Below are 25178 nucleotides of genomic sequence, written 5' to 3'. Positions count from 1 at the left end.
GTAATCAAGCAAAAATGCCACCGCTGAAATTTGCCACTTCAACTTCTATTATTTATATTTGCATACCGACTTAATAAAATCAATACCATTACTCATTATTTCATATTCCATGAAAACACAAATTATTGAATGTGTCCCTAATTTCAGCGAGGGACGCGATAAAAATGTAATAAAATCCATCACCGACGCAATCGAAAGCGTCAAGGGGATAAACCTGCTCGACGTAGACCCGGGCGAAGCGACAAACCGCACGGTCGTGACTTTCGTCGGTGAGCCGGAAGCAGTGGTCGAAGCCGCATTCAGAGGTGTCAGACGCGCGGCAGAACTGATTGACATGCGCAATCATCACGGCGCACATCCGCGCATGGGCGCGACCGATGTGTGTCCCCTCATTCCCATCTCGGGCATCACGCTTGAAGAGTGTGCAGAACTCGCACGTAAGCTTGCAAAACGCATAGCCGACGAACTTGAAGTCCCGACCTATTGCTACGAATCAGCGGCCTTCACACCCGAACGCCGAAATCTCGCAGTATGCCGCGAGGGTGAATATGAAGCCCTTCCGGAAAAAATGAACCATGCAGGAAAAGGCCCGGATTTCGGTGACCGTCCGTTTGACGAGAAGGCAGCCCGCACCGGAGCGACCGCCGTCGGAGCGCGCGACTTCCTCATCGCAGTCAATTTCAACCTCAACACAACCTCGACACGCCGCGCAAACGCAATTGCATTCGATGTCCGCGAAAAAGGCCGTCCGATGCGCGAAGGCGGAAAGATTACAGGAAAACCGCTGAAAGATGCCGATGGCAACACCATCATGCAGCCCGGCACACTCAAGGCCACGAAGGCCATCGGCTGGTTCATCGACGAATATGGCATCGCACAGGTGTCGATGAACATCACCGACATTTCAGTCACTCCACTCCATGTTGCGTTCGACGAAGTATGCCGTGCGGCCAATGCGCGCGGACTGCGTGTCACCGGCACAGAGATTGTCGGCCTCGTGCCAAAACGCACACTCATCGAAGCCGGACGATATTTCCTCCACAAGCAGCAACGCTCCACAGGCATTTCAGAAGACGAGATTATCCGCATGGCTGTCAAGTCAATGGGACTCGACGAGCTTACTCCCTTCCGTCCTGAAGAGAAGGTGGTCGAATTCATGATTGCGCAGAAAAATACAGGAAAGAAACTCACCGACATGACATGCACGGAATTCGCCGAGGAAACCGCCTCGGAATCCCCTGCCCCGGGTGGCGGATCGATTTCGGCCTACATGGGCGCTCTTGCAGCCGCACTCGGCACTATGGTGGCAAATCTGTCGGCACACAAAGCCGGATGGGACGACCGCTGGAAAGAATTTTCCGATCAGGCCGACAAGGGACATGAACTCCTGCAACAGCTCCTCCACCTTGTCGACGAAGACACCGAGGCGTTCAACCGCATCATGGACGCATTCAAAATGCCGAAATCAAGCGAAGAGGAGAAGGCAGCCCGCGCAGCAGCCATTGAAGACGCCACTCTCTATGCCACACGCATACCGCTCTCGACAATGGAGACAGCGGCCGCTGTCTTCCCACTGCTCGAATCAATGGCCCGCACGGGAAATCCGGCCTCGGTAAGCGATGCCGGTGTCGGTGCACTCGCCGCGCGTTCGGCCGTGCTTGGCGCACAGCTCAATGTGCGCATCAATGCCGCCTCACTCAAAAACCGTGACGAAGCAGAGCGCCTGACCGCACGCGCAGCCGAAATAGCAGCCGAAGCGATTGCCGCAGAGGCAAGGGTGCTGGAAATTGTCAATGAAATACTCAACCGATAAGCCGACCTCAACCATGACAAACGAAGAATTCCGCATGACTGTCGGTGCAGGCATCCCTGACACCCTTCCTGCGCCTAAAGCTTATGACACGACTGTCAATCATGCCCCGAAACGCAAGGACATACTGACTCCGGCTGAGAAAAAACTGGCTCTTAAAAACGCCCTGCGCTATTTCCCGCAACATCTCCACCGTGAACTTGCCGGTGAATTCGCATCCGAACTTGAGACATATGGCCGCATCTACATGTATCGTTTCCGTCCCGACTACGAGATGTATGCCCGACCGATTGACGCATATCCGGCCCGCTCACGTCAGGCTGCCGCTATCATGATGATGATTCAGAACAATCTCGACCCGCGGGTGGCACAGCATCCCCACGAGCTGATCACATATGGCGGAAACGGCGCTGTGTTCCAGAACTGGGCACAATATCTTCTCGCAATGAAATATCTGTCGGAGATGACCGACTCACAGACCCTTGTCATGTACTCGGGTCATCCGTTAGGCCTATTCCCGTCACACCCCGACGCGCCGCGTGTAATAGTCACAAACGGTATGGTCATCCCCAACTATTCAAAACCCGATGACTGGGAGCGCTTCAATGCACTCGGAGTGTCGCAGTACGGTCAGATGACAGCCGGTTCATATATGTATATCGGACCGCAGGGAATTGTCCACGGCACAACCATCACCGTCCTCAACGCCGGGCGCAAGCGTCTTGCCGAAGGCCGGCATGACCTCGGCGGCATGCTGTTTGTGTCCGCCGGTCTTGGCGGAATGTCAGGCGCACAGCCGAAGGCCGGAAACATCGCGGGTGTCGTCAGCATCACCGCAGAAGTCAATCCCAAGGCCGTCGAGACGCGCCACAGTCAGGGTTGGGTCGACGAGGTCTATACCTCGCTCGACGACCTCATGGTCCGTGTGGCCGAAGCGCGCAAAAACCGCGAAGCTGTTTCATTCGCCTATCAGGGCAATGTGGTCGACCTTTGGGAACGCCTTGCGGACGACGGCGTGAAAGTAGACCTCGGTTCTGACCAGACCTCACTCCACAATCCTTGGGCGGGAGGATATTATCCGGCCGGTCTGAGCTTTGAAGAGGCCAAGACCATGATGGCAGAAAATCCCGAAGAATTCAAGCGCCACGTTCAAGAATCGTTGCGCCGTCAGGTCAACGCAATCAACCGCATAACAGCCAACGGCATGTACTTCTTCGACTACGGTAACGCATTCCTGCTTGAATCATCACGCGCAGGAGCTGACATAATGAAGGAGGACGGCACGTTCCGCTATCCCTCCTACGTGCAGGACATCATGGGGCCGAGTTTCTTTGACTACGGATTCGGGCCGTTCCGCTGGGTCTGCACTTCGGGAAATCCCGACGACCTTGCAAAAAGCGATGCCATAGCAGCTGAAGTGCTCGAGGAGATACTCAAGGAAGCTCCTGATGAAATCAAAGGTCAGCTGCGCGACAACATCCACTGGATACGCGAGGCCGGACGCAACAGACTCGTGGTCGGGTCGCAGGCTCGAATCCTGTATGCCGACTGTGAGGGACGCACCAAAATCGCACGCGCCTTCAACGATGCAATAGCCCGCGGTGAAATATCAGCACCCATAGTGCTCGGACGCGACCACCACGACGTATCGGGAACGGACTCCCCATACCGCGAGACATCCAACATCTACGACGGTTCGCAATACACCGCCGACATGGCCGTGCACAACGTCATCGGCGACTCGTTCCGCGGCGCTACATGGGTTTCAATCCACAACGGCGGAGGTGTCGGCTGGGGCGAAGTCATCAACGGCGGTTTCGGCATGGTCATTGACGGAAGCGACGACTCGGCACGCCACATTGACGAAATGCTCCTATGGGATGTGAACAACGGCATAGCACGCCGGTCATGGGCCCGCAACGATGGGGCGATTTCAGCAATCAAACGCGAAATGCAACGGACTCCGCTGCTTCGCGTCACCCTACCCAACATAGCCGATGACTCCGTAATCGACGGAGCGTTCGACTCATTAAGCTGAAACAAAAACAATAACCTTAGACTAATCCGGACAATGATACATCATATCAGTCCCGAACGCCTCACAATCGAACGCGTCGGGGAAATCATCACCAAAAACATGAAACTCGCGCTCAGCGAGGAATCAGTGGAACGCATCACACGCTGCCGTCAATATCTCGACGATAAAATCAGCGAATGCGACCATCCGATCTACGGCATCACCACCGGATTCGGATCGCTGTGCAACATCTCAATCGACACGCAGGACCTTTCGACCCTTCAGGAAAACCTCGTGAAATCACATGCGTGCGGCTGTGGCGACAAAGTCGACCCCGTGATTGTAAAAATCATGCTGCTCACCAAAATCATGTCGCTTTCATTCGGCAATTCAGGCGTACAGCTGTCGACCGTCCAAAGGCTTGTCGACTTTTTCAATGACGACATCCTCCCTGTCATCTATCAGCTCGGTTCACTCGGAGCATCAGGCGACCTCGCGCCACTCGCCAACATGTGCCTGCCTCTCCTCGGTCTCGGAGAAGTATTATATAAAGGTGAAATCCGTCCGGCAGCCGAAGTGCTGGAAGAAAAGGGCTGGGAACCTGTGAAACTCGTATCTAAAGAAGGACTCGCTCTATTGAACGGAACACAGTTCATGTCGTCACACGCCGTCTATGCCATCCTCAACGCCCGCCGCCTCAGCGAGCTCGCCGACAAAATCGGAGCGCTTTCGCTCGACGTGTTCGACGGACGTATCGACCCGTTCGGCGACTCGGTCAATGCCGTGCGTCCACATCCGGGTCAGCTTGCCACGGCCAGAGCCGTTCGCGCCCATCTCGAAGGAAGCCAACTAATCAGCCAGCATAAGAAACATGTCCAAGACCCCTACTCTTTCCGCTGCATGCCTCAGGTACATGGTGCTGTGAAAGACGCATTGGAATATGTGGGCAATGTCATCGAGACTGAAATCAACTCTCCGACCGACAATCCGACAATCTTCCCCGATGAAGACATCATCGTGTCGGCCGGCAATTTCCACGGAGAACCTATCGCTCTGCCGATGGACTATCTCGCGCTTGCCCTTGCCGAACTCGGAAGCATCTCCGAACGTCGCATCTACCGACTGATCTCAGGAGCGCGCGGACTGCCGCCGTTCCTCGTAGCGAATCCCGGACTCAACAGCGGTTTCATGATTCCGCAATACGCGGCCGCATCTATCGTCAATCAGTCCAAAGGACTCTGCTGGCCGACGAGCTGCGACTCCATTCCCTCGTCGCAGGGACAGGAAGACCACGTCTCGATGGGCGGAAACTCGGCGACGAAGCTCTGTCGAGTCGTCGACAACACCGAACGTATCCTCGCAATCGAACTTTTCAACGCCGCTCAGGCCCTTGACCTCCGCCGTCCGCTGAAGACTTCGCCTGAACTCGAAAAGTGGCACGAGGACTATCGCAAACTTGTGCCGTTCATCGACAACGACACCGTGATGTCGCCCTATATCGCCGCATCAGTCGGATTCCTGCGCACAAACCCATAATGAAAAGATATGCTGTTACGTAATATCGGTGTCCTCGTCGGTGTCGACGGCGGGGACACTCCTTTCCTTCGCGGCCGAGAGATGAGCCGCATAGGCACAGTCGAAAACGCATGGCTCCGCATCCGTGACGGTCGCTTCTCGGCGTTCGGCACAATGGACGAATGTCCGGCTGCGGATGCCGACGAAGAAGTCGCGGATGCCGAAGGAGGCTATGTCTTCCCCTCGTATTGCGATTCGCACACCCATATCGTCTATGCCGGAAGCCGCGAACGCGAATTCATCGACAAAATCAACGGCCTCAGCTATGAGGAAATCGCCAAACGCGGCGGAGGAATCCTCAATTCAGCCGACCTGCTCCATGAAACATCTGAAAATGAGCTCTACACTCAGGCGATGACCCGTGTGCGCGAAATCATGGCAATGGGAACAGGCTGCGTGGAAATCAAAAGCGGCTACGGACTCACGACCGCCGACGAACTGAAAATGCTCCGCGTAATAGCCCGCATAGCCGAGAGCACGCCGATGAAGGTCAAGGCGACCTTTCTCGGCGCTCATGCCGTCGGGCGTGCCTTCGCCGGCCGGCAAGGGGAATATGTCGACGTCGTCTGCAATGAAATGATTCCGGCTGTGGCAGCTGAAGGGCTTGCGGAGTTTGTCGATGTGTTCTGCGACGCAGGCTTCTTCACCGTTGAGGAGACAGACCGCATTCTCACCACCGGGACACAATATGGCCTTCGCCCGAAAATCCATGCCAACGAGCTGGCCGTTTCGGGAGGAGTGCAGGTCGGGGTGAAACACAACGCCCTGTCGGTCGACCACCTCGAACGTATCGGCGAAGAAGAAATTGCAATCCTGAGCGAGCATCAGACTGTAGCCACAATGCTCCCGGGTGCATCCTTTTTCCTCGGGATGCCTTACGGCCCGGCTCGTAAAGCCATCGAAAGCGGAGCTATTGTCGCGCTTGCCTCCGACTACAATCCCGGTTCGTCGCCGTCGGGCAACATGCGCATGGTCATGTCGATCGGTTGCATCAAAATGAAACTGACACCCGCCGAAGCTCTCAACGCCACGACCATCAACGGTGCATATTCCATGAACGAAAGCCGGGATTACGGTTCAATCGCCCCCGGTAAAGTTGCCAATTTCTATATCACGCGCCCTATGCCGTCGGTCGACTTCTATCCCTACGCCTATGCCACTCCGGTCATAACAAAGACCTACCTTAAAGGTAAAGAAGTGACGTTTTAAGAGGCTGTTCCCGGCTTGAGCCAAAACGACAAACGACAGAAACATCATATCTTCAGTCCATCAGGAGATAAGAACCTATCTCTTCGGACTCCAAAATATGATGTTTCTGTCGTTTGTCGTTTTATATAGCTTCTTTTCTCAGTCGGCTGCCTCGTCTTCCTCAGGGATTTCAAAAATAGAGAAATTCACCGAGCCGTATGCCCTGTGGTCAATGAAATGAGGAAGGGTTGAGAAATCATATTTTTTTGAATGCTCGATGATGAATATGCTGCCCGGATGGAGCAGTCGGGAGTCAAGCACCATCTGCGGAATGTCGCCGAAACCGTCAAGGTCATATGGAGGATCGGCAAAAACGAAGTCAAAGCTCGTCGAAGAGTCACGTATGTAGCGCAGCGCATCGGTGCGCAGCAGATGCAGATTGCGGTCCTTAAGCTCCTGTTTCACTTTCTCAATGAAACGCGCCTGTGTAGCCGACTTTTCAACGGAAGTCACCGAGGCCGCGCCACGCGACAACAATTCAAAACTGACAGCGCCCGTCCCGGCAAAGAGATCAAGACACTTCAGCCCTTCGAGGTCGACAAGATTCTCAATTACGTTAAATATGTTTTCCCGGGCGAAATCCGTCGTCGGACGCGCCGTGATATTGGTCGGGACGCTGAAGCGGCGACGACCGTATTTTCCTCTGATTATTCGCATAGCGGTAAAGTTATGAGATCAAACGGAGCAAGCATGGCTTCCCTGCCTGCCTTAAACATCTGTGGCGGAAATATGACAGGCATCACCCGCGCCACAAAATTGCGCAACATCGGCATTATCTCCTCCTTGCAAGCCAGATCGCCGGCAAGAAGAAGTTCATCACTGTTGGCGTCAAGCCCGAGCCGCTGACGGACAGCAAGAAGATAGTAGGCCGCATCATCAGGCTTGTCATAGGCAAAAGTATTGGCAAGCATGAGCCTTCGGCCGTCGATGACTATCACATCCACCGCCCGCTCGCGCATATTCGCTATCATCCTCACCTTGTTGCCAAGGCTGCCATTGAGCGCGGCATAGCGACACAACGACGCAATATGGCTCACTATCGACACACGCTGGAACGTACGGTTTATAAAACCTCTCAATTCCGGTTCGATGGCAGTGATGGCGATTGCATTCAGAGCACCTGTCTCATCAACAGCCATCTCAAGACCGCTGCCGGGGAAAGCCGCCCCGAAAAGCAAAGTGCGGTCCGCAACCGACTCGCATGCAGAGGGAACAAGAAGATATTTCTCAGTCTCGACAACGCAATATACGCGCCGGAAATCACTCAATATGGCCGGATTGTCATAGATGACATTCTGTAGAGCGCCAATCCACGACGACGAAGCCGTGTCGAGATTAAAACGCCGGTAAACCAATGAATTATCCTCGACAATCGAATATATCACCACATGCAGTGCATCACGGCTGATGCGCAGCAGCAGATTCCATAGTTCAGGAGATTCAATCTTGTCACTTAAAGCTTCATGTGCCATTGGATAGTGGTTAGTGAGAAGCAAAATTAGTCAAAAAACTCAGATTCCGCAACAAGGCGGTGAAGTTTTTCCGACAGGCCGGTGCGAGCGAGGGCGGTCGAAGCGTGACAGATAGAAAAATTTAATCCCATGCAAAGTTAACACCATGCATGGGATAAAAAAGTGCGATAATACAATCCTTGACGCTTATGCCACCAGATTAGGGACACCGCCCCATTTATTCGGCACATTCTGGCTCGGCTGCACCATGAAATAAAGATAGATGAGCTGTCCGACAAGCGGGATGAAGTTAATAAGAATCCACCATCCCGAACGTCCGGTGTCATGCAGACGGCGCACCGACAGTCCAAGCCCCGGCAGAATCATAGCCAATGAGAAAAGGCCACTGACAAGATATTCTATGGTCTCACTCCAGAAAAAAGCGGCTCCTATCACAAGTCCTGCAATGAAATTAAACAGAAAGAACCACCAATATTCCGAACGCGACGCACGCCCTTCGAAATTACAGTAATTGACGGTCAGTGCCTTAGTCACTGCCTCACCGAATGAAAGTTGACGTTGATACATGAGATTGAGTTTAGAGGTTTGTACTGTTAATATTGTTTATTTCTTCCGGACAGCTAAACTGGCCGGAAACCGGCATCGTCGATAATGCAAATATACGGATTTTAATCGGATTGGAAACAATATATCTACATATTAAATAAACATAATGTTCAGAACTAAAAAGCTTCTCGCTATTACCACGAACCTTAAAATTTACCGTCTCCGTAACTCTTTTTCCTCATTGCAGCTCAAAAATTCACGCTTTTTAGCTAACTTTGCACCCTTGAGTATTAATTGAAAACAAACATCGAAAATACACAGAAAAAAGTAAAATTATGGCAAATTGGTTTGAAACTAAAGTCCGCTATGACAAGACAATGGAAAACGGCGCTATCAAAAAAGTGACTGAAGCTTATATGGTTGACGCACTTTCGTTTACCGAAGCGGAAGCCCGTATTTCAGAAGAAATCTCACATTTTACGTCAGAGTTTTCGGTTTCAGCTGTGAAGCGTACCAAAATTGCTGAAATTTTCCGCGAAAGAACAGGCGACAAATGGTATCTCGTCAAAGTTGCATTCATCACTCTTGACGAAAAGACTGCCGTTGAGAAAAAGTCAATCTCACAGATTCTCGTGGCCGCCGACTCATTCAAGGAGGCTTTCGACAACTTCATGGAGGGTATGAAGGGCACTATGGCCGATTTTGAAATCAACACAATCCAAGAGACCCTCATCATGGATGTCTATGACGCAAACCTCAGCGGAGAAAGCAAGGAAGCTTGATTTTTCCATCACCAACCCCACACAACAACTCATCCACAAACAATCATACCCGCAAAAATGTCAGGCTCTGTCAGCAAAAATCTGCAAGAACTTCGTGAATCAATCCCCACCGGAGTTGAACTCGTAGCCGTGTCGAAATTCCATCCGGCCGAAGCTTTGCAGGAGGCCTACAGAGCCGGACAGCGTGTGTTTGGCGAAAGCCGCGCACTCGAACTTGAAGCCAAGGCCAAAGAACTACCGGCTGATATCGAATGGCATTTCATAGGGCATCTCCAGACCAACAAGGTCCGCAAAGTCATTCCCTATGCCTCGATGATCCACAGCATCGATTCCGAACGCCTGCTGCGCGCCGTCGACGACGAGGCCTCAAAGGCCGGCCGTCGTATCGGCGTGCTGCTACAGCTTCATGTCGCTAAAGAGGAGACAAAATTCGGCTTTACCCCCGCAGAACTGATAGATTTTGTCACTCCGGAACTATTGTCATCACTCAGAGCGGTTGAAATCCGCGGAGTGATGGGAATGGCCTCGAATGTAGATGACACCCAACGCATCCGCAGAGATTTCCATGAAATCCGGGCTACATTCGACCGGCTGAAAACCGGCATTATGGCCACAAACGAAAATTTCGATACCGTCAGCATGGGCATGAGCCATGACTGGACTATCGCTGTCGATGAAGGAAGCAACATGATCCGTGTCGGCACTTCAATTTTCGGCGAAAGGGAATATTAAGAGCCTTCCCGCCTCACATACTTTCATTCCTAACCACATCACACCTATATTATAATTGGTTTCAGTCAGAAAAATAGCAATCGCAACCGGAACGCGCGCCGACTGGGGACTCCTCAGCGGAATTGCCCGCAACCTTGACCAAAGAGACGACTGCCATGTCGACATTCTTGCGACAAACATGCATCTTAGCGAACGCTATGGCCATACGATTGACGAAATCAAGGCCGATGGATTCACCGCCCCTGTATGCATCGAAATGCCCGACACGACCGACACCCCAGCCGGAGCGGTCGGAGCGATGGCAAAATGTATGGACGGAATGGCACGCGCGCTCGAGGAACTAAGCCCCGACCTTATAATCATCCTCGGCGACAGGTTCGAGATGCTCGCCACAGCGACAGCGGCTCTCATGCTCCGCATCCCGATTGTCCACATTGCAGGCGGTGAAATCTCGGAGGGCGCGATTGACGACAGCATCCGTCACGCAATCACCAAGATGTCGGCCCTGCATCTGACAGCGACCGAGCCTTACCGCCAACGGGTCATCGCAATGGGCGAAGAACCCGACCGTGTCATAAACACCGGGGCGATAGGTGTCTATAACATCATGCACGAGCCCCTCATGGACCGCAGTCAGCTGGAAGAGTCGGTAGGCATCACACTGCCCGAAGGCTCAATGCTCGTGACATACCATCCGGCCACACTCGACGATGAAGACCCGGCGACACATTGCGATGCTCTTTTGCAGGCGCTCGACCGTTTCCCCGACTCACACGTCATCATCACGTATCCCAACAATGATTCGCGCGGACGAATCATCATCGACAGAATCGAGGCTTACGCGTCGCTCCACCCCGGGCGCGTGAAGGTGATTCCATCCCTCGGCAAAATCCGCTACCTCTCCGCCCTGCGCTGCGTCAGCGCGGTAGTCGGCAACTCATCAAGCGGAATCGTCGAAGTCCCGTCAATGGGTATACCGACAGTCGACATCGGCATGCGACAGCGCGGACGTCTTTGCGGCGAAAGTGTGGTCCACTGCGGAGACTCGACCGAAGAAATCGCAGCTGCCATCAGCTATGCCCTCAGCCCGGCCGGGCAAAACCGCGCCCGTCAGGCCGAAAATCCATATTTCCGCCCTGACACTCTTGAGATAATGGTCAAGGCCATTGCCGAAACTCCACTCGACACTCTGCGAAACAAGAAATTTTATGACAAACCGCAATAACACTCTCTTCATCATTCCGGCTCGCGGAGGCAGCAAAGGAATACCGCGCAAGAACATAAAGCCATTATGCGGAAAGCCACTCATCAACTACTCTATCGAAGTGGCGCGTGCCCTGTCGCCCGACAGCCATATCATCGTATCGACCGATGACGATGAAATACGCGATGTCGCCCGTGCGACCGGACTTCCCGTAGACTACTGCCGTCCGCCCGAACTCGGGGGCGACAAGGTCGGTTCGCGCGAGGTCATAATCGATGCGATGGACTGGGCAGACAAAAACGGAATAGAATATGACAAGGTGGTGCTGCTCCAGCCGACATCACCCATGCGCACCGTCGATGATGTGGAAGGCTGTCTTGACCTCTACACCCCCGACACCGACATGGTGGTGACAGTCACCGAGGCTGCCTGCAACCCCTATTACGACTGTTTTGAAAGTTCGGCCGACGGCTCGCTGCATGTTTCCAAAGGCGACGGACATTTCACACGCCGGCAGGACGCACCAAAGGCGTGGCAGTTCAACGGCGCGGTCTATGTCATAAATCCCGCTTCAATCCGCCGGATGCCACTCGGGGAATTCCCTCGCAGGATTCCTTACGAAATGCCACGCAGCAGATCGGTCGACCTTGACACTCCTCTCGACTGGCTTATAACCGAAAAAATAATGGAAGATGCAAATTGACAGACATATCATCACCGATGACGCGCCTCTCATCAAGGCAATCGGCCGTCTCAACGATCTCTCAGGAGATGTGATGACGCTCATTGTGACCGACAGCGACGGACGCATGGCAGGCACGCTTACCGACGGCGATGTGCGACGCGCACTGCTGCAAGGCGTGAGTCTTGACTCGCCGGTTGCCGATGCGATGTTCCGCAACTTCCGTTTCCTCCGCGACGGAGAGGTGAACCCCGACACACTGCGCAAACTGCGCCGCCACCGTCTGTCGCTCATCCCGGTGCTTGACGCCGATGGAAAACTATGTCGTCTTATCGACACCCGCGTGACAAAGACAGTGCTTCCTGTCAGTGCCATCCTCATGGCCGGAGGCAAAGGCGAACGCCTTCGCCCATTGACCCTCACAACCCCCAAACCTCTGCTTGAAATCGGCGGAAAAGCGATAATCGACTACAACATCGAGGCTCTCGCATCAGTCGGAATAGACGATGTAAGTGTCACCGTCAACTATCTTGCCGAACAGCTTGAAGAACATTTCTCCCAACCTGTAGCCGGAATCAACGTAAAGTGTGTCCGCGAGAACCGGCCTTTGGGAACTATCGGGGCTGCATCGCTTGTCGACATTCCCGCCGAAGGCGAGACAATCGTCATGAACTCCGACCTGCTGACCACTATTTCATTCGAGGACCTCTATTTCCATCACCGCAATCAGAAAGCCGACATAACAATCGCAGCCGTACCCTACAACATATCCGTTCCTTACGCGATTCTTGAGACAGACGGCCAGCGGGTGACGGCCCTCGAGGAGAAACCGTCGTATGCCTACTACGCCAACGCCGGCATCTACATTTTCGCCAACGACCTGCTGCGGTCATTAAGCAGCGACGAACGCACCGATGCGACCGACCTCATCGAGCGTGCGCTCGCCGACGGCAGAAACGTCAGCTATTTCCCAATCAACGGAACATGGATCGACGTAGGCACTCCGGTCGACTTCGCACATGCACGCGAGCTAATACAACATCTCCGTCAGACACTCGAAGCCTGATCCGCGAAGGCTCTTTGTCCGCAACATCCCTTCACGGCAAACAAGCAAATCTTTTCGCTCCTCAATTTTGTTTTACCACTATAAAATATAATCATCAAACATAATAGTCCGCTCACATGGCTGATTCCAACTTCATAGACTATGTAAAAGTCCTCTGTCGCTCAGGCAAAGGCGGTGCCGGCTCAAGGCATTTCTATCGTGCGAAATATGTCCCCAAAGGAGGGCCTGACGGCGGCGACGGCGGCCGTGGAGGTCACATCATCCTCCGTGGCAACTCCCACATGTGGACACTGCTTCCGCTGCGCTATCGCCGTCATATCTTTGCCGGAAACGGGCAGAGCGGTTCAGGCGGACGCTCGTTTGGCAAGGACGGCGAGGATGTAATCGTCGATGTTCCCTGCGGAACTGTTGTCTTTGATGCGGAGACAGGCGAATTCCTCTGCGAAGTGACCTCCGACGGAGAGGAAGTGAAGCTCCTGCGCGGCGGACGCGGCGGCCTCGGAAACTGGCACTTCAAAAGCGCCACGAACCGCACACCGCGCTATGCACAGCCGGGCGAACCTGCCATCGAGAAATCAATCATCATGGAGCTGAAGCTCCTTGCCGATGTCGGTCTGGTCGGATTTCCCAATGCCGGCAAATCGACGCTCCTCTCATCCATATCGGCAGCACGGCCGAAAATCGCCGACTATCCGTTCACGACGATGGAACCGCAGCTCGGCATCGTATCCTACCGCGACAACAGGTCGTTTGTCATGGCCGACATTCCCGGTATCATCGAAGGGGCAAGCGAGGGCAAGGGACTCGGACTCCGCTTTCTCCGTCACATCGAGCGCAACGCCGTGCTTCTGTTCATGGTCCCGGCCGATGCCGACGACATCAAAGCCCAATACGACATACTCGTCGGCGAACTGGAGCAGTTCAACCCGCAGCTCGCCGACAAACCGCGTGTGCTCGCCATCTCCAAAAGCGACATGCTCGACGACGAACTAATGCAGGAGATTGAAAAGACACTCCCTGAAGGTGTGCCACATATTTTCATCTCGGCTGTGACCGGCATGGGACTGACAGAGCTTAAAGACATGCTCTGGGGCGAAATTACCGATGAGCGCAACCGCATCGAAGCCGCACCGATCACTCACCGTCCGCTCGACGGCCACCACCGTGTCCGTGAGGAAGACGAATTCATCTTTGAAAACGTCCCCTCTATGCCTGACGACGAGGAAGACTACTTGGACGACGAGGATTTCGAAGGCGAAGACTACGGCTATGAAATGCTCGACGAAGATGAATATGAAGGCTGAAACAACCGGCAGCGCCACCATCGGATATGGCCGACCATAACGAACTCGGCAAATGGGGAGAAAGCGTAGCTCGCGAGTATCTTCTGACACAGGGCTATGCAATCAGCGGTGAGAACATCCGCATCGCGGGAATCGAAATCGACTTCATAGCCATGAAAGACGACAACATCTGTTTTGTCGAAGTAAAGACCCGAGCAACCGATTTCACCGACCCGGCCGATGCCATTGACAGGCGTAAGCGCAGCCGGCTCACACGGGCGGCTGACACATATCTGAACTCGTATGACATCCCTCTCGAACCGAGATTTGACATTGTGCTCGTCATCGGAAATCCGTCAGACTTCAAGGTAGAGCACATACCTGATGCCTTCCTGCCGACATTGAACAACCGATAGCACTTCCCCGTAAACAGACATAATCAACGTAAACAGAGAAAATCAACGTCCCTGACTTTCATTGAAGGTCAGGGACGTTGATTATGATTGGAATATTTTAAAACGGATTGACAGGATTACTTGAAGTTGTATGTAATCGTACCGGTCTGCGAAGGCGGAGCATCTTCATCGACTGAGAATTGCGAGCGCATCGCCGCCTGCACGCAGCTCTGTCGGGCTGCCTGACTTGCGGCGGCCGCACCCGTACCGGACATATAGCTGGCCGAGGTCACCTTGCCCTGACGGTTGACGCTGACCCTGATGGTAATCGTTCCTAAAGGCGCTGCCGCAGGCCGATGCCAATCGGCGAGTGTACGGCCTTTGAGATTGAAACCGGGGCTTCCGTTGACAGCGCCCACCGAAGCGTTTCCGTCAGGACTTCCGGCATTACCGGCCTTTTTCCCGGTTCCGGACTGTCCGAATTTCACCTTTCCGGCTATTGCCTGACGGGTCTCCTGCTCACGCTTTGCCTTCTCGGCTGCTTCGATTTCAGCCTTTGTCGGGCCACTCTTCTCCGGGACGGGCTTCTTCTCGACCTTGGCAGGCGACGGCTGCTCGCTGCTGATGACAGGGGCAGGTTTAGCCTCCTCGCCGGAATTTTCAAGCGCTTCGACCTCCGGGGCGGGTACAGCCTCAGCCTCTGTTGCCGACGAAGCCGGTTCGCCGGTATTGTCGGCAATCTCAGGACGGTCGCCCACCATCACATATTCGCCTCCGAACAACACTTCCGACGAATCCACGGGAGGCCACTTGCGCTCCTCATCCGAAGCCACCGGCTTTAGATAGAGCGTAATGAGCAGCACCGCCACGGCTACGTGGAAAATCACGGTGATGAACAGGGCTATCAAACGGTGACGGCTGTCACTCTTGGTGTCTGACATGATTGCGTTATGAGTAATTGTTTTAGAGAGTGTTTATTGGATGGTGTCTTCACTTACGCGGACGCGCTGATGTCGGCGCAGGCTTGGTGGCGAGTACCATTTTCAGATTGTTTTGCGCGCCGAGGTCAAGCACCTTGACAAGCGCGCCATATGTCACCTCCTCGTCGGCATAGACAGCGATATATTCCTCGCCACCGTCGGGCTTGGCAGCCTGATTTCCGAGGAAAGCAAGGAGCGACTCCATGTCCATCTCCACCGGTTCGCTTTCATCGGCTGTAGCATAGATAGCGCCATACTTGTCGATATAGACACGGGTGCTCGGTTTCAACGCCGTCTGCTTGGAACTCTGGGGCAGATTTACCTCCAAGGCAGTCGGAAATACGAATGTAGAGGTCACCATGAAGAAAATGAGCAACAGGAAGATGACATCAGTCATCGATGCCATCGAGAATGTCGCCATCATGGTATTTTGTCGTTTAAGAGCCATAGTGATGCTGTTGGATATTGTTTGACAGTGAATCAGGCAGGCTCATTGAGAAGATCCATGAACTCCATGGTCTTGGCTTCAAGGGCATTCATCACCTTGTTGATGCGCGCCACGAGATAGTTGTAGGCAAAAAGCGCGATGATACCGACAATCAGACCGGCGACAGTGGTGACAAGCGCTGCATAGATACCGTCGGCGAGGACAGCGATATTCGCGCTTGAACCTGCGGAGGCAAGATTATAGAACGCCTGAACCATACCGATGACAGTGCCGAGGAAGCCGATCATAGGCGCTCCGGCCGCAGTGGTCGCAAGCCACGGAAGACCTTTCTCAAGCGTGGCGATTTCGATGTTGCCTGTATTTTCAATTGTCACGAGCACATCGTTCATCGGACGGCCGATACGGCTTATGCCCTTGCCGATAAGACGCGCATAGGGTGTGTCGGTCTTGGCACACAGACGGCGTGCGCTCTCGATCTCACCGTCATGGATATACTCGCGTATACGGTCCATGAACGAATTGTCCTCCTTCTGGGCATGGCGCAGCGCCAGACAGCGCTCCACAAATATATATATACACACCAGCGACAGGATGGCAAGCGGAATCATAATCCACCCTCCGCGCATAGTGAGATCCCAGACCGACAGTTCCTGCATGGCGGCCTGTGTGGCGACAGCATCGCTGTAGTTCATGGCCGCACCGGCCACAGTATCGACAAATTCCTGCTGAATCATAGCTTTTTCCTAACCTTAAAAAACTCTTTAAACTTTAATATTTAATCCTTACACCAGACATTCCTTATATTCCCTGATGGTTTTCTCAAGTCCGAGATAGAGGGCATCGCAAATAAGCGCGTGGCCTATCGACACTTCGCTCAGACGGGGAATGTTGCGGTGGAAATAAGCGAGGTTAACCAGACTGAGGTCATGGCCGGCATTCACACCGAGTCCGGCAGAAAACGCCGCATGGGCGGCCTCGACAAACGGAGCGACAGCCGCTTCGGGATTTTCGGGATAGAGGTCGGCATAGGGCTTTGTGTAAAGCTCGATGCGGTCAGCGCCGGTGCGGGCTGCAAGCTGGACATTTTCGATGTCAGTGCCCACAAAAATCGACGAGCGGATACCTCCTTCGCGCAGACGGTCGACAATCGAGGTAAGAAACTCCATGTGCTGGCCGACATTCCAGCCCGCACTTGACGTCAGGGCGTCAGGCGCATCGGGGACAAGTGTCACCTGTTCGGGCTTGACCTGCATCACGAGCTCCATGAACTCAGGCGACGGATAACCCTCAATGTTAAACTCGGTCTTGACCAATGGCCGCAGACGATATACATCGTCACGACGGATATGACGCTCGTCGGGACGCGGATGCACGGTAATGCCGTCAGCTCCGAATGCCTCACAGTCGGCAGCCACCTTAAGAAGATCAGGGACGTTCTCACCGCGCGCATTGCGCAAAGTGGCTATCTTGTTGATGTTTACGCTTAGATTTGTCATTTTTCCTTGCAGTGTAATCTTTTTGTCGGTCTGAGTGGTTCTTTATATAAAGTATTATTAGTAAATTTGCATCTCACTTACCGACACTCGGTTTTGTGTATGCAAAATTAGTCAGAAAAACCAAATTTAGAAATATTTTGCTCCGAAAAGACGACATATCTGTTCAAAACGTCACAATTCCTGCCTCACCCGCGAGCAGGCTCGACCGTCTCTTTCCTCCTGTCGAGGAGAGCAGCACCATTTTGCTTGCCTGTCCCCGTGGCGACTACAGTGCATCGCGGATCGCACGGGCCGTCGAAGACTGTGACGCCCATCTTCTGAACCTTAACGTCACTTCCGACGGAGAGAATTTCGACAACCGCATTATTGCAGAACTGCGTGTCAGCCACCGTAACCCCGAGTCAGTCGGACGCTCGCTCGAACGCTACGGCTACGAAGTGGTCGACGCCGAAGGGACTCCTCTGGCCGACGATTCACTCATGCGTGCCCGATACGACGAACTTATGCACTACCTTGGACTTTAAGTGAGGCATTGCCAATTAAATCTTTAACCTTATGAAAATAGCCATCTTCGGCAAACGCCGTCAAACTCCTGACGACATACGGCATATCACAGCCCTCCTCGACCGTCTCGCGACCCTCGATATATTTGTCGGCATAGACCGTCATTTCTACGAGGCTTTGGTCAGACAGACTGATGCACCGATCAATGCCGACGATGTGTTTGAGGACGATGATTTCAAAGCCGACTTCTGTTTCAGTTTCGGGGGCGACGGCACATTCCTGCGCACCGCAAGGCGCGTCGCCTCAAAAGAGATTCCGATTATCGGTTTCAACACAGGCCACCTCGGATTTCTCGCGGAGCAATCCGTGAGCGAGGCCAGCGCTATGGTCGACCGTCTGATTTCGGGCGACTACACCGTCGAGTCGCGCTCGCTTCTCGAAGGCAAAGGCATCGGAGGCAAGGTCAAAGCCGGAGTGTCGGGCTGGGGCTTCGCACTCAACGAAATCGCAATACTCCGTCAGGACACCGCCTCGATGATCACCGTCAACGCTCTTCTCGATGGAATGCCGGTGGCATCCTATCAGGGCGACGGCCTCATCGTCTCCACGCCGACCGGTTCGACAGCCTACAATCTTTCGGTAGGAGGCCCCATCGTGCAGCCCACCGCTCCGTGCTGGGTGCTTTCGCCCATCGCGCCCCACTCACTGACAATGCGTCCGCTTGTCGTGGCCGACAGCCACATCATCGACATCTCCGTTGAGTCGCGCACCGACACATACCGTGTGACACTCGACGGCCGTTCGCTCATACTCCCCATCGACGTGAAACTCCGTCTGCGCCGCGCACCGTTCGTGACAAAGATTGTCCATAGCTCCGACCACAATTTCATCGACACTCTCCGCGCGAAACTTCTGTGGGGCATTTCGAAACGCGACGAATGAGCGCCCGCCAAATCAATCATCCGTCACTCGGACTGATCCACGTCACCGAACGCCAAGGTTCACACCGCATATCGGCCAGATGGAAAGGCCGACAACTCCATGTCAGCATCCCGGCCGGACTCCCTCAGGGCAGAATAGCCGACGCAATCGAGCGAATGCGTGAAGACCTCGAACGCATCAGACCCCGACACCGCTATCACATCGGGACTAAAATTGAAATTCTCCCGGAGACTGGGACTACCCCTGCGTTCATATTATGCATCGCTCCAGCCCTTCCCCAACACCGCGACATGACAGTCACAGGTCGCTCCGAAGGAGCTACGACCGTCTACACCTTATATATACCAACCGATGCCGACATATCCACACCATCTGTCCAGACCCGCATTGACAGCTGCATCAAAAACTTCGGACGCAGACTCGCCCCCGACCTCCTTCTGCCACATGCGCGGAAAATAGCCGACAGCCTCGGGCTAAGGGTCGACAGCTGGGAGATAGCCCACGGGCGCACGGTGCTCGGCACATGCTATCCGCGTCAGAGACGCATCAGGCTTTCCTATCTCAACGTGTTCCTTCCACCCGAGCTGCGCGACTATATAATCCGTCATGAACTCGCCCATCTCACAGAGCCGGGACACACGGCGGCCTTCCACACTCTCTGCGACCGCTATTGCTCCGGTCGCGAAAGCCAACTGACCCACAGTCTGCGCAATTACCACTGGCCTGTCGACAGATAGGAAAAACGCATCCATTTTCTACACTTACACTTGAATTTTATCTATCTTCCCATATTTCCTATAAAAATATTTGAACGAATCAAAATAAAGTTTTATATTTGTCGCGGATTTCGCCATAAGCTCCTGCCTAAGGCTTTATCTACTTACCCCTTTCCACTGATAGCGGCTTAAAAACCGCCGGAATGTAGAGAGATTGAAATAAAGGAAATATTATCATCATCACTGTTTGTTCTGGATTAATCGGACAAACCCCGACGTAGAGATTAAAAAACAGACCGAACGGATTTTTCACGGCTCAAGGTACGCACTCATGGTTTGGCGCGACAGACCGGCACGGCTACGTTGCCGGACGCTTTAAACCGTAAGAATCGGCCTGACATTTCTTGCCTTAAACTGACCGCGACACATCCCGCTGTCCGCACGAATCATTTCCTTTTATTCCATCCCTGACACTCCTCCGACCTTACCGTCTGCTATCGGCAGAAAAAAATACCATCACACCACGTGACGGCCATAGCTGTCAGGAACGACAACCTATTACATTTTTTTGAGATTATCATATTTACAAATTTTATTTAAACAATTCGTGCATGAAGAACATTTGTTTTCAAATGACCCGGAAAGTATGGCTGGTGGCATTCATGGCCCTCTGTGCAGCTTTCCCCGCTTTCGCGCAAACGATTACAGTCAAAGGTACTGTAGTTGACAAAGAGGGCGAACCTCTGATTGGCGCAAGTGTAGTAGTCCGGGGCGAGACCCTCGGAACTGCCACCGACATCGACGGCAACTACACCATCTCCGCTCCATCCGACGGCACCCTCGTGGTGTCATACGTCGGCTATGAGACTCAGGAAATAGCCATCAACGGCCGTACCGAAATCGACGTCACAATGTCGGAAAACTCTGTGATGCTCGGCGAAGTCGTAGCGATCGGTTACGGTACAGTCAAGAAAAGCGATGCCACCGGTTCAGTGGCGACAATCAAGCCTTCGGAAATCGAAGCCGGCCTTGCCACATCGGCTCAGGATCTTCTCGTCGGTGCTTCTCCGGGTGTGGTCGTGACCACTTCAGGTAATCCATCGGAAGGCGGTAACATCCAGATCCGTGGTGGCGCTTCACTCGCCGCATCCAACGCTCCCCTTATCGTCATCGACGGAGTTCCCATGGACACTAAGGGTATCGTAGGTTCTTCAAACCCTCTCGCACTCGTATCGCCTGAAAACGTCGAATCGATGACCATCCTCAAGGATGCTTCGGCTACAGCTATCTACGGTAGCCGTGCGTCAAACGGTGTCATCATCATCACCACAAAAGCCGGTGCGAAGGGCAAACCTCAAGTCAACTTCACCATGAACGGATACATCAACACCACCCGCAAGTATCTCGACATGATGAGCGCAAGCCAGTTCCGCAACTTCATCACAGAAGAATACGGACTCGAATCGGCTCAGTACGGACAGATCCGCGACTATGACACCGACTGGCAGAAGGAACTCACACGCACGACATTCTCATCGGACTACAGCCTCAGCGTCGGCGGTACTGCCGGATGGCTTCCCTACCGCGTCGGCGTAACCTACACAGACAACAACGGTATCATCAACAATACCGACATGGATCGTCTGACCGCATCAATCAACCTGACTCCAAAGTTCTTCAACAATCTTCTCTCGGTCAACGCTAACGTCAAGGGTGCATACATCACCAATAATTATGGTGCAAACACACTCCGTGCATCCGCCGGCATGAACCCGACTCTTCCTGTAATCGACCCCAACGGCTCTCCGCTCTTCAGCAACTATACATCATACGTCAACGGCGGTATCCTCGCCGGTCCTGACGCCATCGGTGAAACCATCGACTCCACTACATCACCGCTCAACCCTATCGCTGAAAACCGCGCAGCAGTTTCAAAAGGTACAGCATATCAGTCGGTTGGCAATCTCCAACTCGACCTCAAGATGCCATTCCTCACCGACCTGCGTGCAAACCTTAACCTCGGTTACGACTACCAGCACGGTGAAAACCACTCAAACGATTTTATCAACACTCCAAAGGCATGGAACAACGGCTATACAGTGCTTGAAAACGGCAACCGCATCAACATCAAGGACGGTGGTGTCAGCCGCAAATATGAATTCCAGACCCGTGTCAACCTCCTCCTTGATTTCTATCTCAACTACAACCACGCCTTCGAGAGCATCAACTCGACTCTTGACGTGACAGCCGGTTACTCATGGCAGAAGTTCCACAACAAGAGACGTGACTACACCCGCGTATATGAGGTTGTAAATCCTGAAAACGAGAAATACATCGGCAATCAGGCAGACCCGACAAACATCACCATCCAGCCTCATCAGCTTGTGTCGTTCTTCGGACGTGTAAACTTCACATTCCTTGACAAATATCTTGTGACTGCCACAGTGCGCCGCGACGGTACTTCACGCTTCTCCAAGGACAACCGCTGGGGTACTTTCCCCTCTGTGGCCCTCGGCTGGAAGCTTCTTGAAGAAAACTTCATGGAAAGCGCCCGCAGCTATATGAACGAACTCAAAATCCGCGCAGGCTACGGTGTGACCGGCCAGCAGGATCTCGGCGATGACTACTTCCCCTATCTTCCCGTCTACAACCAGTGGACAGGCGGTGGCGCAGTCTATCCCTCAATCACCGGCCAGCCTACTGTCGGAACATATCCCTTCTATGCAACTGCCTACAATTCAAACATCAAGTGGGAGGAAACCCATACATGGAACGCAGGTGTTGACTTCGGATTCCTCAACAACAGAATCCTCGGCAGCCTTGATTTCTACAAGCGCAAAACCAAGGACCTCCTCACAAAGTCTCCCTATCCCGCAGGTTCAAACATCTCTAACGCCGGCAACATGAACCTCGGTGACCTTGAGAACACAGGTATCGAGTTCAACATAACCGCCCGTCCTATTGTCACCAACGATTTCCGCTGGACATCCGCATTCAACGTTGCATGGAACAAAAACAAGATTACCCGCCTTGCCGACGGTGCCGACACAGTTGTCGACGACTCAGGCATCTCGCTTGGTAACGGTAACAAGATCCAGAAACATCAGGTAGGCCAGTCAGCCTTCAGTTTCTATGTCTACGAACAGGTGTATGACGAAAACGGCAATCCCCTTGAAGGTGTCTACGTAGACCAGAACGGTGACGGTGAAATTACAGTTGACGACAAGATTATCTACCACAGCCGTGATCCGAAGGTGACAATGAACTGGAACAACACCTTCAACTACAAGAACTGGGACTTCGGTATCTCACTCCGCGCCAATCTCGGCAACTGGGTGTATAACGACACTCAGGCAAACAGCGCTGTGAAAGAAGTCAACAACTCACTGCCCCTCTCAAATCTCAACACCACCTCATTCCTCTTTAACAAGACTACCAACGAGCTCGCCTGCAGCAGCTACTTCGTACAGAACGCATCGTTCCTCCGCTGTGACAACATCACCGTGGGCTATACATGGGACAATCTTCTCAACAACCGTCTGCGCCTGCGCCTCTACGGTGCTTGTCAGAATCCGTTCGTGATCACCAAATACAAAGGTCTCGATCCTGAAATCTTCTCAGGTATTGACAACAACGTCTATCCCCACCCGCTGACCGTATCGTTTGGTATCGTGGCTTCATTCTAACAATTCATCCTCACCAAATCATAACGAAGAATCAATATGAAATTATCAAAATATATCGTTCTCGGTGCCATCGCTCTCTCATCGCCCGCTTTCGTTGCGTGTGTGGGTGACCTTGATGTGACACCCGAGAATCCGACGACAAAAACAGAAATCTCCACTGCCGAAGAACTCTACGGAGAACTTGCCGGTATCTACGGCGGTCTTGTATTTGAAGGCGGTATTACAGTTGACGACGGCGGAACTGGTGTCTACACACGTCAGCTCTGGAACCTTCAGGAACTCTGTTCCGACGAAACACTCATCGGTTCGAACTGGGCCGACGGCGGTATCAACGAGCTCGTCTACTCCACATGGTCGCCTGACAACCACTGGCTCTACGAATGCTTCTCGCGCTTCAACTACCAGATTGCAATCGTCAACCAGTTTCTCCGCGACCTTCACAAATATGGCAGCCTGCTTCCCGGAAGCGACAATCTGTCTGTCGAAGTATTCGACGCAGAAGCCCGCACCCTCCGCGCGCTTTCATATTATCACATGATCGACATTTTCGGCGTAGGCCCGTGGACAACAGAGGATTCTCCTGTCGGAGTGACACCTCCCACCTACGACCGCAAGCAACTTTTCGAAGCTGTGGTGGAAGACCTTGCCAATGCAATCCCCAACCTCGTTCCCGCCTCTCAGCAGGTCTACGGACGTCTTTCCCGCGAAGCCGGCTACATGCTCCTTGCCAAACTCTACCTCAACGCCGAAGTCTACACAGGCGAGCCACGCTGGCAGGACTGCGCAAACGCATGTAACGAAATCCGCAAGACAATCGACACCCTTGCACCGACCTATAAATATCTCTTCTGTGCCACCAACGACAAGTATGTGGGCAACGGTGAAATCATCTGGGGTATTCCTCAGGACGGAACTACCCTCACCACATACGGCGGTACTACCTATATCTCGGGCGGTAGCTACCGTGGCGACTCAGACCTCCTCAAGACCCTCGGACTCGCAGTGTCGGGATGGGAAGGTCCCCGCGTCCGCGAAGAACTTTCAAAAGCGCTTCTTCCCAACGATGCACGACGTCTTATCTACGAAGGAGAATACACCGAGGACATACAGGACCTCAGCGACAAGAATCAGGGCTACATGTGCGTGAAGTTTGTCTACACTCCTGAGGACGACTACAAAAACGAGAAACAGGAGACTCCCTATTGCAACACAATTTTCAACCCTGCCGATTTCCCCCTCTTCCGTCTTGCCGACGTATATCTGATGCTTGCAGAATGTGAGCTTAACGGCGCACAGGGATGCAACGGTATTGAGATGATGAACCGTGTGCGTCAGCGTGCCGGTCTCGCAGATGTAAGAACTCTCACCGCCGAAAATATCCTTGACGAGCGTATGTGTGAGCTCTATTGGGAAGGACACCGCCGTTCCGACCTTGTACGTTTCGGAAAATTCGCAGGTTCAAACTATAACTGGAGCTGGAAAGGCGCGAATGCCAACGGAGCTAACGTACAGGCTTACCGCAATGTCTACTGTGTGCCCACCCAGTTTGTCTCTACCCTTGGTCAGAATCCCGGCTACTAATGATTTAAAATGG

The 25178-nt window shown here is 53.3% G+C and carries 23 protein-coding genes; 16 read left to right on the top strand and 7 right to left on the bottom strand.

The window, feature by feature from the left end; translation table 11 throughout:
- Nucleotides 1-109 precede the first annotated feature (109 nt).
- The 4 genes from ftcD to hutI are packed head-to-tail and all read left to right on the top strand — an operon-like array spanning nt 110 to nt 6611.
- Nucleotides 110-1813, top strand: a complete 1704-nt coding sequence (gene ftcD, locus QZ311_RS08165; protein ID WP_297066533.1) for a glutamate formimidoyltransferase — start codon at nt 110-112, stop codon at nt 1811-1813.
- 13 nt (nt 1814-1826) lie between these two features.
- Nucleotides 1827-3848, top strand: coding sequence for a urocanate hydratase (locus QZ311_RS08160; protein WP_297066530.1), 2022 nt, complete (start codon nt 1827-1829; stop codon nt 3846-3848).
- A 33-nt stretch (nt 3849-3881) separates the two neighbouring features.
- Entirely contained in the window at nt 3882-5363 is a 1482-nt protein-coding gene (gene hutH, locus QZ311_RS08155; RefSeq protein WP_297066526.1) for a histidine ammonia-lyase, read from the top strand.
- Nucleotides 5364-5372: 9 nt separating this feature from the next.
- Nucleotides 5373-6611: an imidazolonepropionase gene (hutI, locus tag QZ311_RS08150; protein WP_297066523.1), complete on the top strand. Its 1239-nt coding sequence runs from the start codon at nt 5373-5375 to the stop codon at nt 6609-6611.
- Nucleotides 6612-6749: 138 nt separating this feature from the next.
- Here the strand turns inward: hutI and QZ311_RS08145 are convergent, their stop codons facing one another.
- The 3 genes from QZ311_RS08145 to QZ311_RS08135 all read right to left on the bottom strand — a co-directional run bounded on the left by QZ311_RS08145 (nt 6750) and on the right by QZ311_RS08135 (nt 8689).
- Nucleotides 6750-7307: an RsmD family RNA methyltransferase gene (locus tag QZ311_RS08145; RefSeq protein WP_297066520.1), complete on the bottom strand. Its 558-nt coding sequence runs from the start codon at nt 7305-7307 to the stop codon at nt 6750-6752.
- Nucleotides 7298-8122, bottom strand: a complete 825-nt coding sequence (locus QZ311_RS08140) for a DUF3822 family protein (protein ID WP_297066518.1) — start codon at nt 8120-8122, stop codon at nt 7298-7300. Before QZ311_RS08140 ends, QZ311_RS08145 begins: the two co-directional genes overlap by 10 nt.
- A gap of 186 nt (nt 8123-8308) precedes the next feature.
- Entirely contained in the window at nt 8309-8689 is a 381-nt protein-coding gene (locus QZ311_RS08135) for a DUF805 domain-containing protein (RefSeq protein WP_297066516.1), read from the bottom strand.
- Nucleotides 8690-9003: 314 nt separating this feature from the next.
- Here QZ311_RS08135 and QZ311_RS08130 point away from each other — a divergent pair, with 314 nt between their 5' ends.
- From QZ311_RS08130 to QZ311_RS08100, 7 genes are all read left to right on the top strand, one after another.
- Nucleotides 9004-9450: a DUF4494 domain-containing protein gene (locus QZ311_RS08130; RefSeq protein WP_123614135.1), complete on the top strand. Its 447-nt coding sequence runs from the start codon at nt 9004-9006 to the stop codon at nt 9448-9450.
- 57 nt (nt 9451-9507) lie between these two features.
- Nucleotides 9508-10182, top strand: coding sequence for a YggS family pyridoxal phosphate-dependent enzyme (locus QZ311_RS08125; RefSeq protein WP_297066513.1), 675 nt, complete (start codon nt 9508-9510; stop codon nt 10180-10182).
- A 55-nt stretch (nt 10183-10237) separates the two neighbouring features.
- A complete protein-coding gene (gene neuC / locus QZ311_RS08120; protein ID WP_297066510.1) occupies nt 10238-11407 on the top strand; it encodes a UDP-N-acetylglucosamine 2-epimerase in 1170 nt (389 codons plus the stop codon).
- Complete coding sequence (locus QZ311_RS08115; protein ID WP_297066507.1) at nt 11391-12089, top strand: acylneuraminate cytidylyltransferase family protein; 699 nt, start codon at nt 11391-11393, stop codon at nt 12087-12089. Before neuC ends, QZ311_RS08115 begins: the two co-directional genes overlap by 17 nt.
- Nucleotides 12079-13134 carry a sugar phosphate nucleotidyltransferase gene (locus QZ311_RS08110; RefSeq protein WP_297066506.1) on the top strand — a complete coding sequence of 352 codons (1056 nt, stop codon included), beginning with the start codon at nt 12079-12081 and terminating at the stop codon, nt 13132-13134. Before QZ311_RS08115 ends, QZ311_RS08110 begins: the two co-directional genes overlap by 11 nt.
- Nucleotides 13135-13250: 116 nt before the next feature.
- On the top strand, nt 13251-14438 hold the full coding sequence (gene obgE / locus QZ311_RS08105) for a GTPase ObgE (RefSeq protein ID WP_297066503.1): 1188 nt from the start codon (nt 13251-13253) through the stop codon (nt 14436-14438).
- Nucleotides 14439-14464: 26 nt separating this feature from the next.
- Nucleotides 14465-14833 carry a YraN family protein gene (locus QZ311_RS08100; protein WP_297066501.1) on the top strand — a complete coding sequence of 123 codons (369 nt, stop codon included), beginning with the start codon at nt 14465-14467 and terminating at the stop codon, nt 14831-14833.
- 116 nt (nt 14834-14949) lie between these two features.
- Here the strand turns inward: QZ311_RS08100 and QZ311_RS08095 are convergent, their stop codons facing one another.
- The 4 genes from QZ311_RS08095 to QZ311_RS08080 form a co-directional block, all read right to left on the bottom strand.
- Nucleotides 14950-15753, bottom strand: a complete 804-nt coding sequence (locus tag QZ311_RS08095; protein ID WP_297066498.1) for a hypothetical protein — start codon at nt 15751-15753, stop codon at nt 14950-14952.
- 49 nt (nt 15754-15802) lie between these two features.
- Nucleotides 15803-16240 carry a biopolymer transporter ExbD gene (locus QZ311_RS08090; RefSeq protein WP_297066494.1) on the bottom strand — a complete coding sequence of 146 codons (438 nt, stop codon included), beginning with the start codon at nt 16238-16240 and terminating at the stop codon, nt 15803-15805.
- 32 nt (nt 16241-16272) lie between these two features.
- Nucleotides 16273-16932 (bottom strand): MotA/TolQ/ExbB proton channel family protein, encoded by a 660-nt coding sequence (locus QZ311_RS08085; RefSeq protein WP_297066570.1) that lies wholly within the window; start codon nt 16930-16932, stop codon nt 16273-16275.
- 90 nt (nt 16933-17022) lie between these two features.
- Nucleotides 17023-17736, bottom strand: coding sequence for a pyridoxine 5'-phosphate synthase (locus tag QZ311_RS08080; protein ID WP_136413969.1), 714 nt, complete (start codon nt 17734-17736; stop codon nt 17023-17025).
- Between the two features lie 137 nt (nt 17737-17873).
- Here QZ311_RS08080 and QZ311_RS08075 point away from each other — a divergent pair, with 137 nt between their 5' ends.
- The 5 genes from QZ311_RS08075 to QZ311_RS08055 all read left to right on the top strand — a co-directional run bounded on the left by QZ311_RS08075 (nt 17874) and on the right by QZ311_RS08055 (nt 25165).
- Nucleotides 17874-18260 carry a hypothetical protein gene (locus QZ311_RS08075; protein ID WP_297066486.1) on the top strand — a complete coding sequence of 129 codons (387 nt, stop codon included), beginning with the start codon at nt 17874-17876 and terminating at the stop codon, nt 18258-18260.
- Nucleotides 18261-18291: 31 nt separating this feature from the next.
- Nucleotides 18292-19182 carry an NAD kinase gene (locus tag QZ311_RS08070; RefSeq protein ID WP_297066484.1) on the top strand — a complete coding sequence of 297 codons (891 nt, stop codon included), beginning with the start codon at nt 18292-18294 and terminating at the stop codon, nt 19180-19182.
- Nucleotides 19179-19919, top strand: a complete 741-nt coding sequence (locus QZ311_RS08065) for a M48 family metallopeptidase (RefSeq protein WP_297066481.1) — start codon at nt 19179-19181, stop codon at nt 19917-19919. The genes QZ311_RS08070 and QZ311_RS08065 overlap by 4 nt, the downstream gene beginning before the upstream one ends.
- 611 nt (nt 19920-20530) lie before the next feature.
- A complete protein-coding gene (locus tag QZ311_RS08060; protein WP_289287611.1) occupies nt 20531-23584 on the top strand; it encodes a TonB-dependent receptor in 3054 nt (1017 codons plus the stop codon).
- Nucleotides 23585-23620: 36 nt separating this feature from the next.
- Nucleotides 23621-25165, top strand: coding sequence for a RagB/SusD family nutrient uptake outer membrane protein (locus tag QZ311_RS08055; RefSeq protein WP_297066477.1), 1545 nt, complete (start codon nt 23621-23623; stop codon nt 25163-25165).
- Nucleotides 25166-25178 lie beyond the last annotated feature (13 nt).

Origin of the sequence: uncultured Duncaniella sp. (assembly GCF_910578445.1) — a bacterium.
GTDB lineage: Bacteria > Bacteroidota > Bacteroidia > Bacteroidales > Muribaculaceae > Duncaniella.
The sequence above is the reverse complement of the archived record's forward strand: the minus strand, read 5'-3'. Positions and strand labels throughout refer to the sequence as shown.

Bases quoted from the DNA above. Each gene is read 5' to 3' on its own strand.
- QZ311_RS08055 (WP_297066477.1), top strand. From the start codon at position 23,621: ATGAAATTATCAAAATATATCGTTCTCGGTGCCATCGCTCTCTCATCG.
- QZ311_RS08070 (WP_297066484.1), top strand. From the start codon at position 18,292: ATGAAAATAGCCATCTTCGGCAAACGCCGTCAAACTCCTGACGACATA.
- QZ311_RS08065 (WP_297066481.1), top strand. From the start codon at position 19,179: ATGAGCGCCCGCCAAATCAATCATCCGTCACTCGGACTGATCCACGTC.
- QZ311_RS08135 (WP_297066516.1), bottom strand. From the start codon at position 8,689: ATGTATCAACGTCAACTTTCATTCGGTGAGGCAGTGACTAAGGCACTG.
- QZ311_RS08110 (WP_297066506.1), top strand. From the start codon at position 12,079: ATGCAAATTGACAGACATATCATCACCGATGACGCGCCTCTCATCAAG.
- QZ311_RS08130 (WP_123614135.1), top strand. From the start codon at position 9,004: ATGGCAAATTGGTTTGAAACTAAAGTCCGCTATGACAAGACAATGGAA.
- ftcD (WP_297066533.1), top strand. From the start codon at position 110: ATGAAAACACAAATTATTGAATGTGTCCCTAATTTCAGCGAGGGACGC.
- QZ311_RS08125 (WP_297066513.1), top strand. From the start codon at position 9,508: ATGTCAGGCTCTGTCAGCAAAAATCTGCAAGAACTTCGTGAATCAATC.
- QZ311_RS08145 (WP_297066520.1), bottom strand. From the start codon at position 7,307: ATGCGAATAATCAGAGGAAAATACGGTCGTCGCCGCTTCAGCGTCCCG.
- obgE (WP_297066503.1), top strand. From the start codon at position 13,251: ATGGCTGATTCCAACTTCATAGACTATGTAAAAGTCCTCTGTCGCTCA.
- QZ311_RS08160 (WP_297066530.1), top strand. From the start codon at position 1,827: ATGACAAACGAAGAATTCCGCATGACTGTCGGTGCAGGCATCCCTGAC.
- QZ311_RS08095 (WP_297066498.1), bottom strand. From the start codon at position 15,753: ATGTCAGACACCAAGAGTGACAGCCGTCACCGTTTGATAGCCCTGTTC.
- QZ311_RS08100 (WP_297066501.1), top strand. From the start codon at position 14,465: ATGGCCGACCATAACGAACTCGGCAAATGGGGAGAAAGCGTAGCTCGC.
- QZ311_RS08080 (WP_136413969.1), bottom strand. From the start codon at position 17,736: ATGACAAATCTAAGCGTAAACATCAACAAGATAGCCACTTTGCGCAAT.
- hutH (WP_297066526.1), top strand. From the start codon at position 3,882: ATGATACATCATATCAGTCCCGAACGCCTCACAATCGAACGCGTCGGG.
- QZ311_RS08140 (WP_297066518.1), bottom strand. From the start codon at position 8,122: ATGGCACATGAAGCTTTAAGTGACAAGATTGAATCTCCTGAACTATGG.
- QZ311_RS08060 (WP_289287611.1), top strand. From the start codon at position 20,531: ATGACCCGGAAAGTATGGCTGGTGGCATTCATGGCCCTCTGTGCAGCT.
- QZ311_RS08085 (WP_297066570.1), bottom strand. From the start codon at position 16,932: ATGAACTACAGCGATGCTGTCGCCACACAGGCCGCCATGCAGGAACTG.
- QZ311_RS08090 (WP_297066494.1), bottom strand. From the start codon at position 16,240: ATGGCTCTTAAACGACAAAATACCATGATGGCGACATTCTCGATGGCA.
- hutI (WP_297066523.1), top strand. From the start codon at position 5,373: ATGCTGTTACGTAATATCGGTGTCCTCGTCGGTGTCGACGGCGGGGAC.
- QZ311_RS08115 (WP_297066507.1), top strand. From the start codon at position 11,391: ATGACAAACCGCAATAACACTCTCTTCATCATTCCGGCTCGCGGAGGC.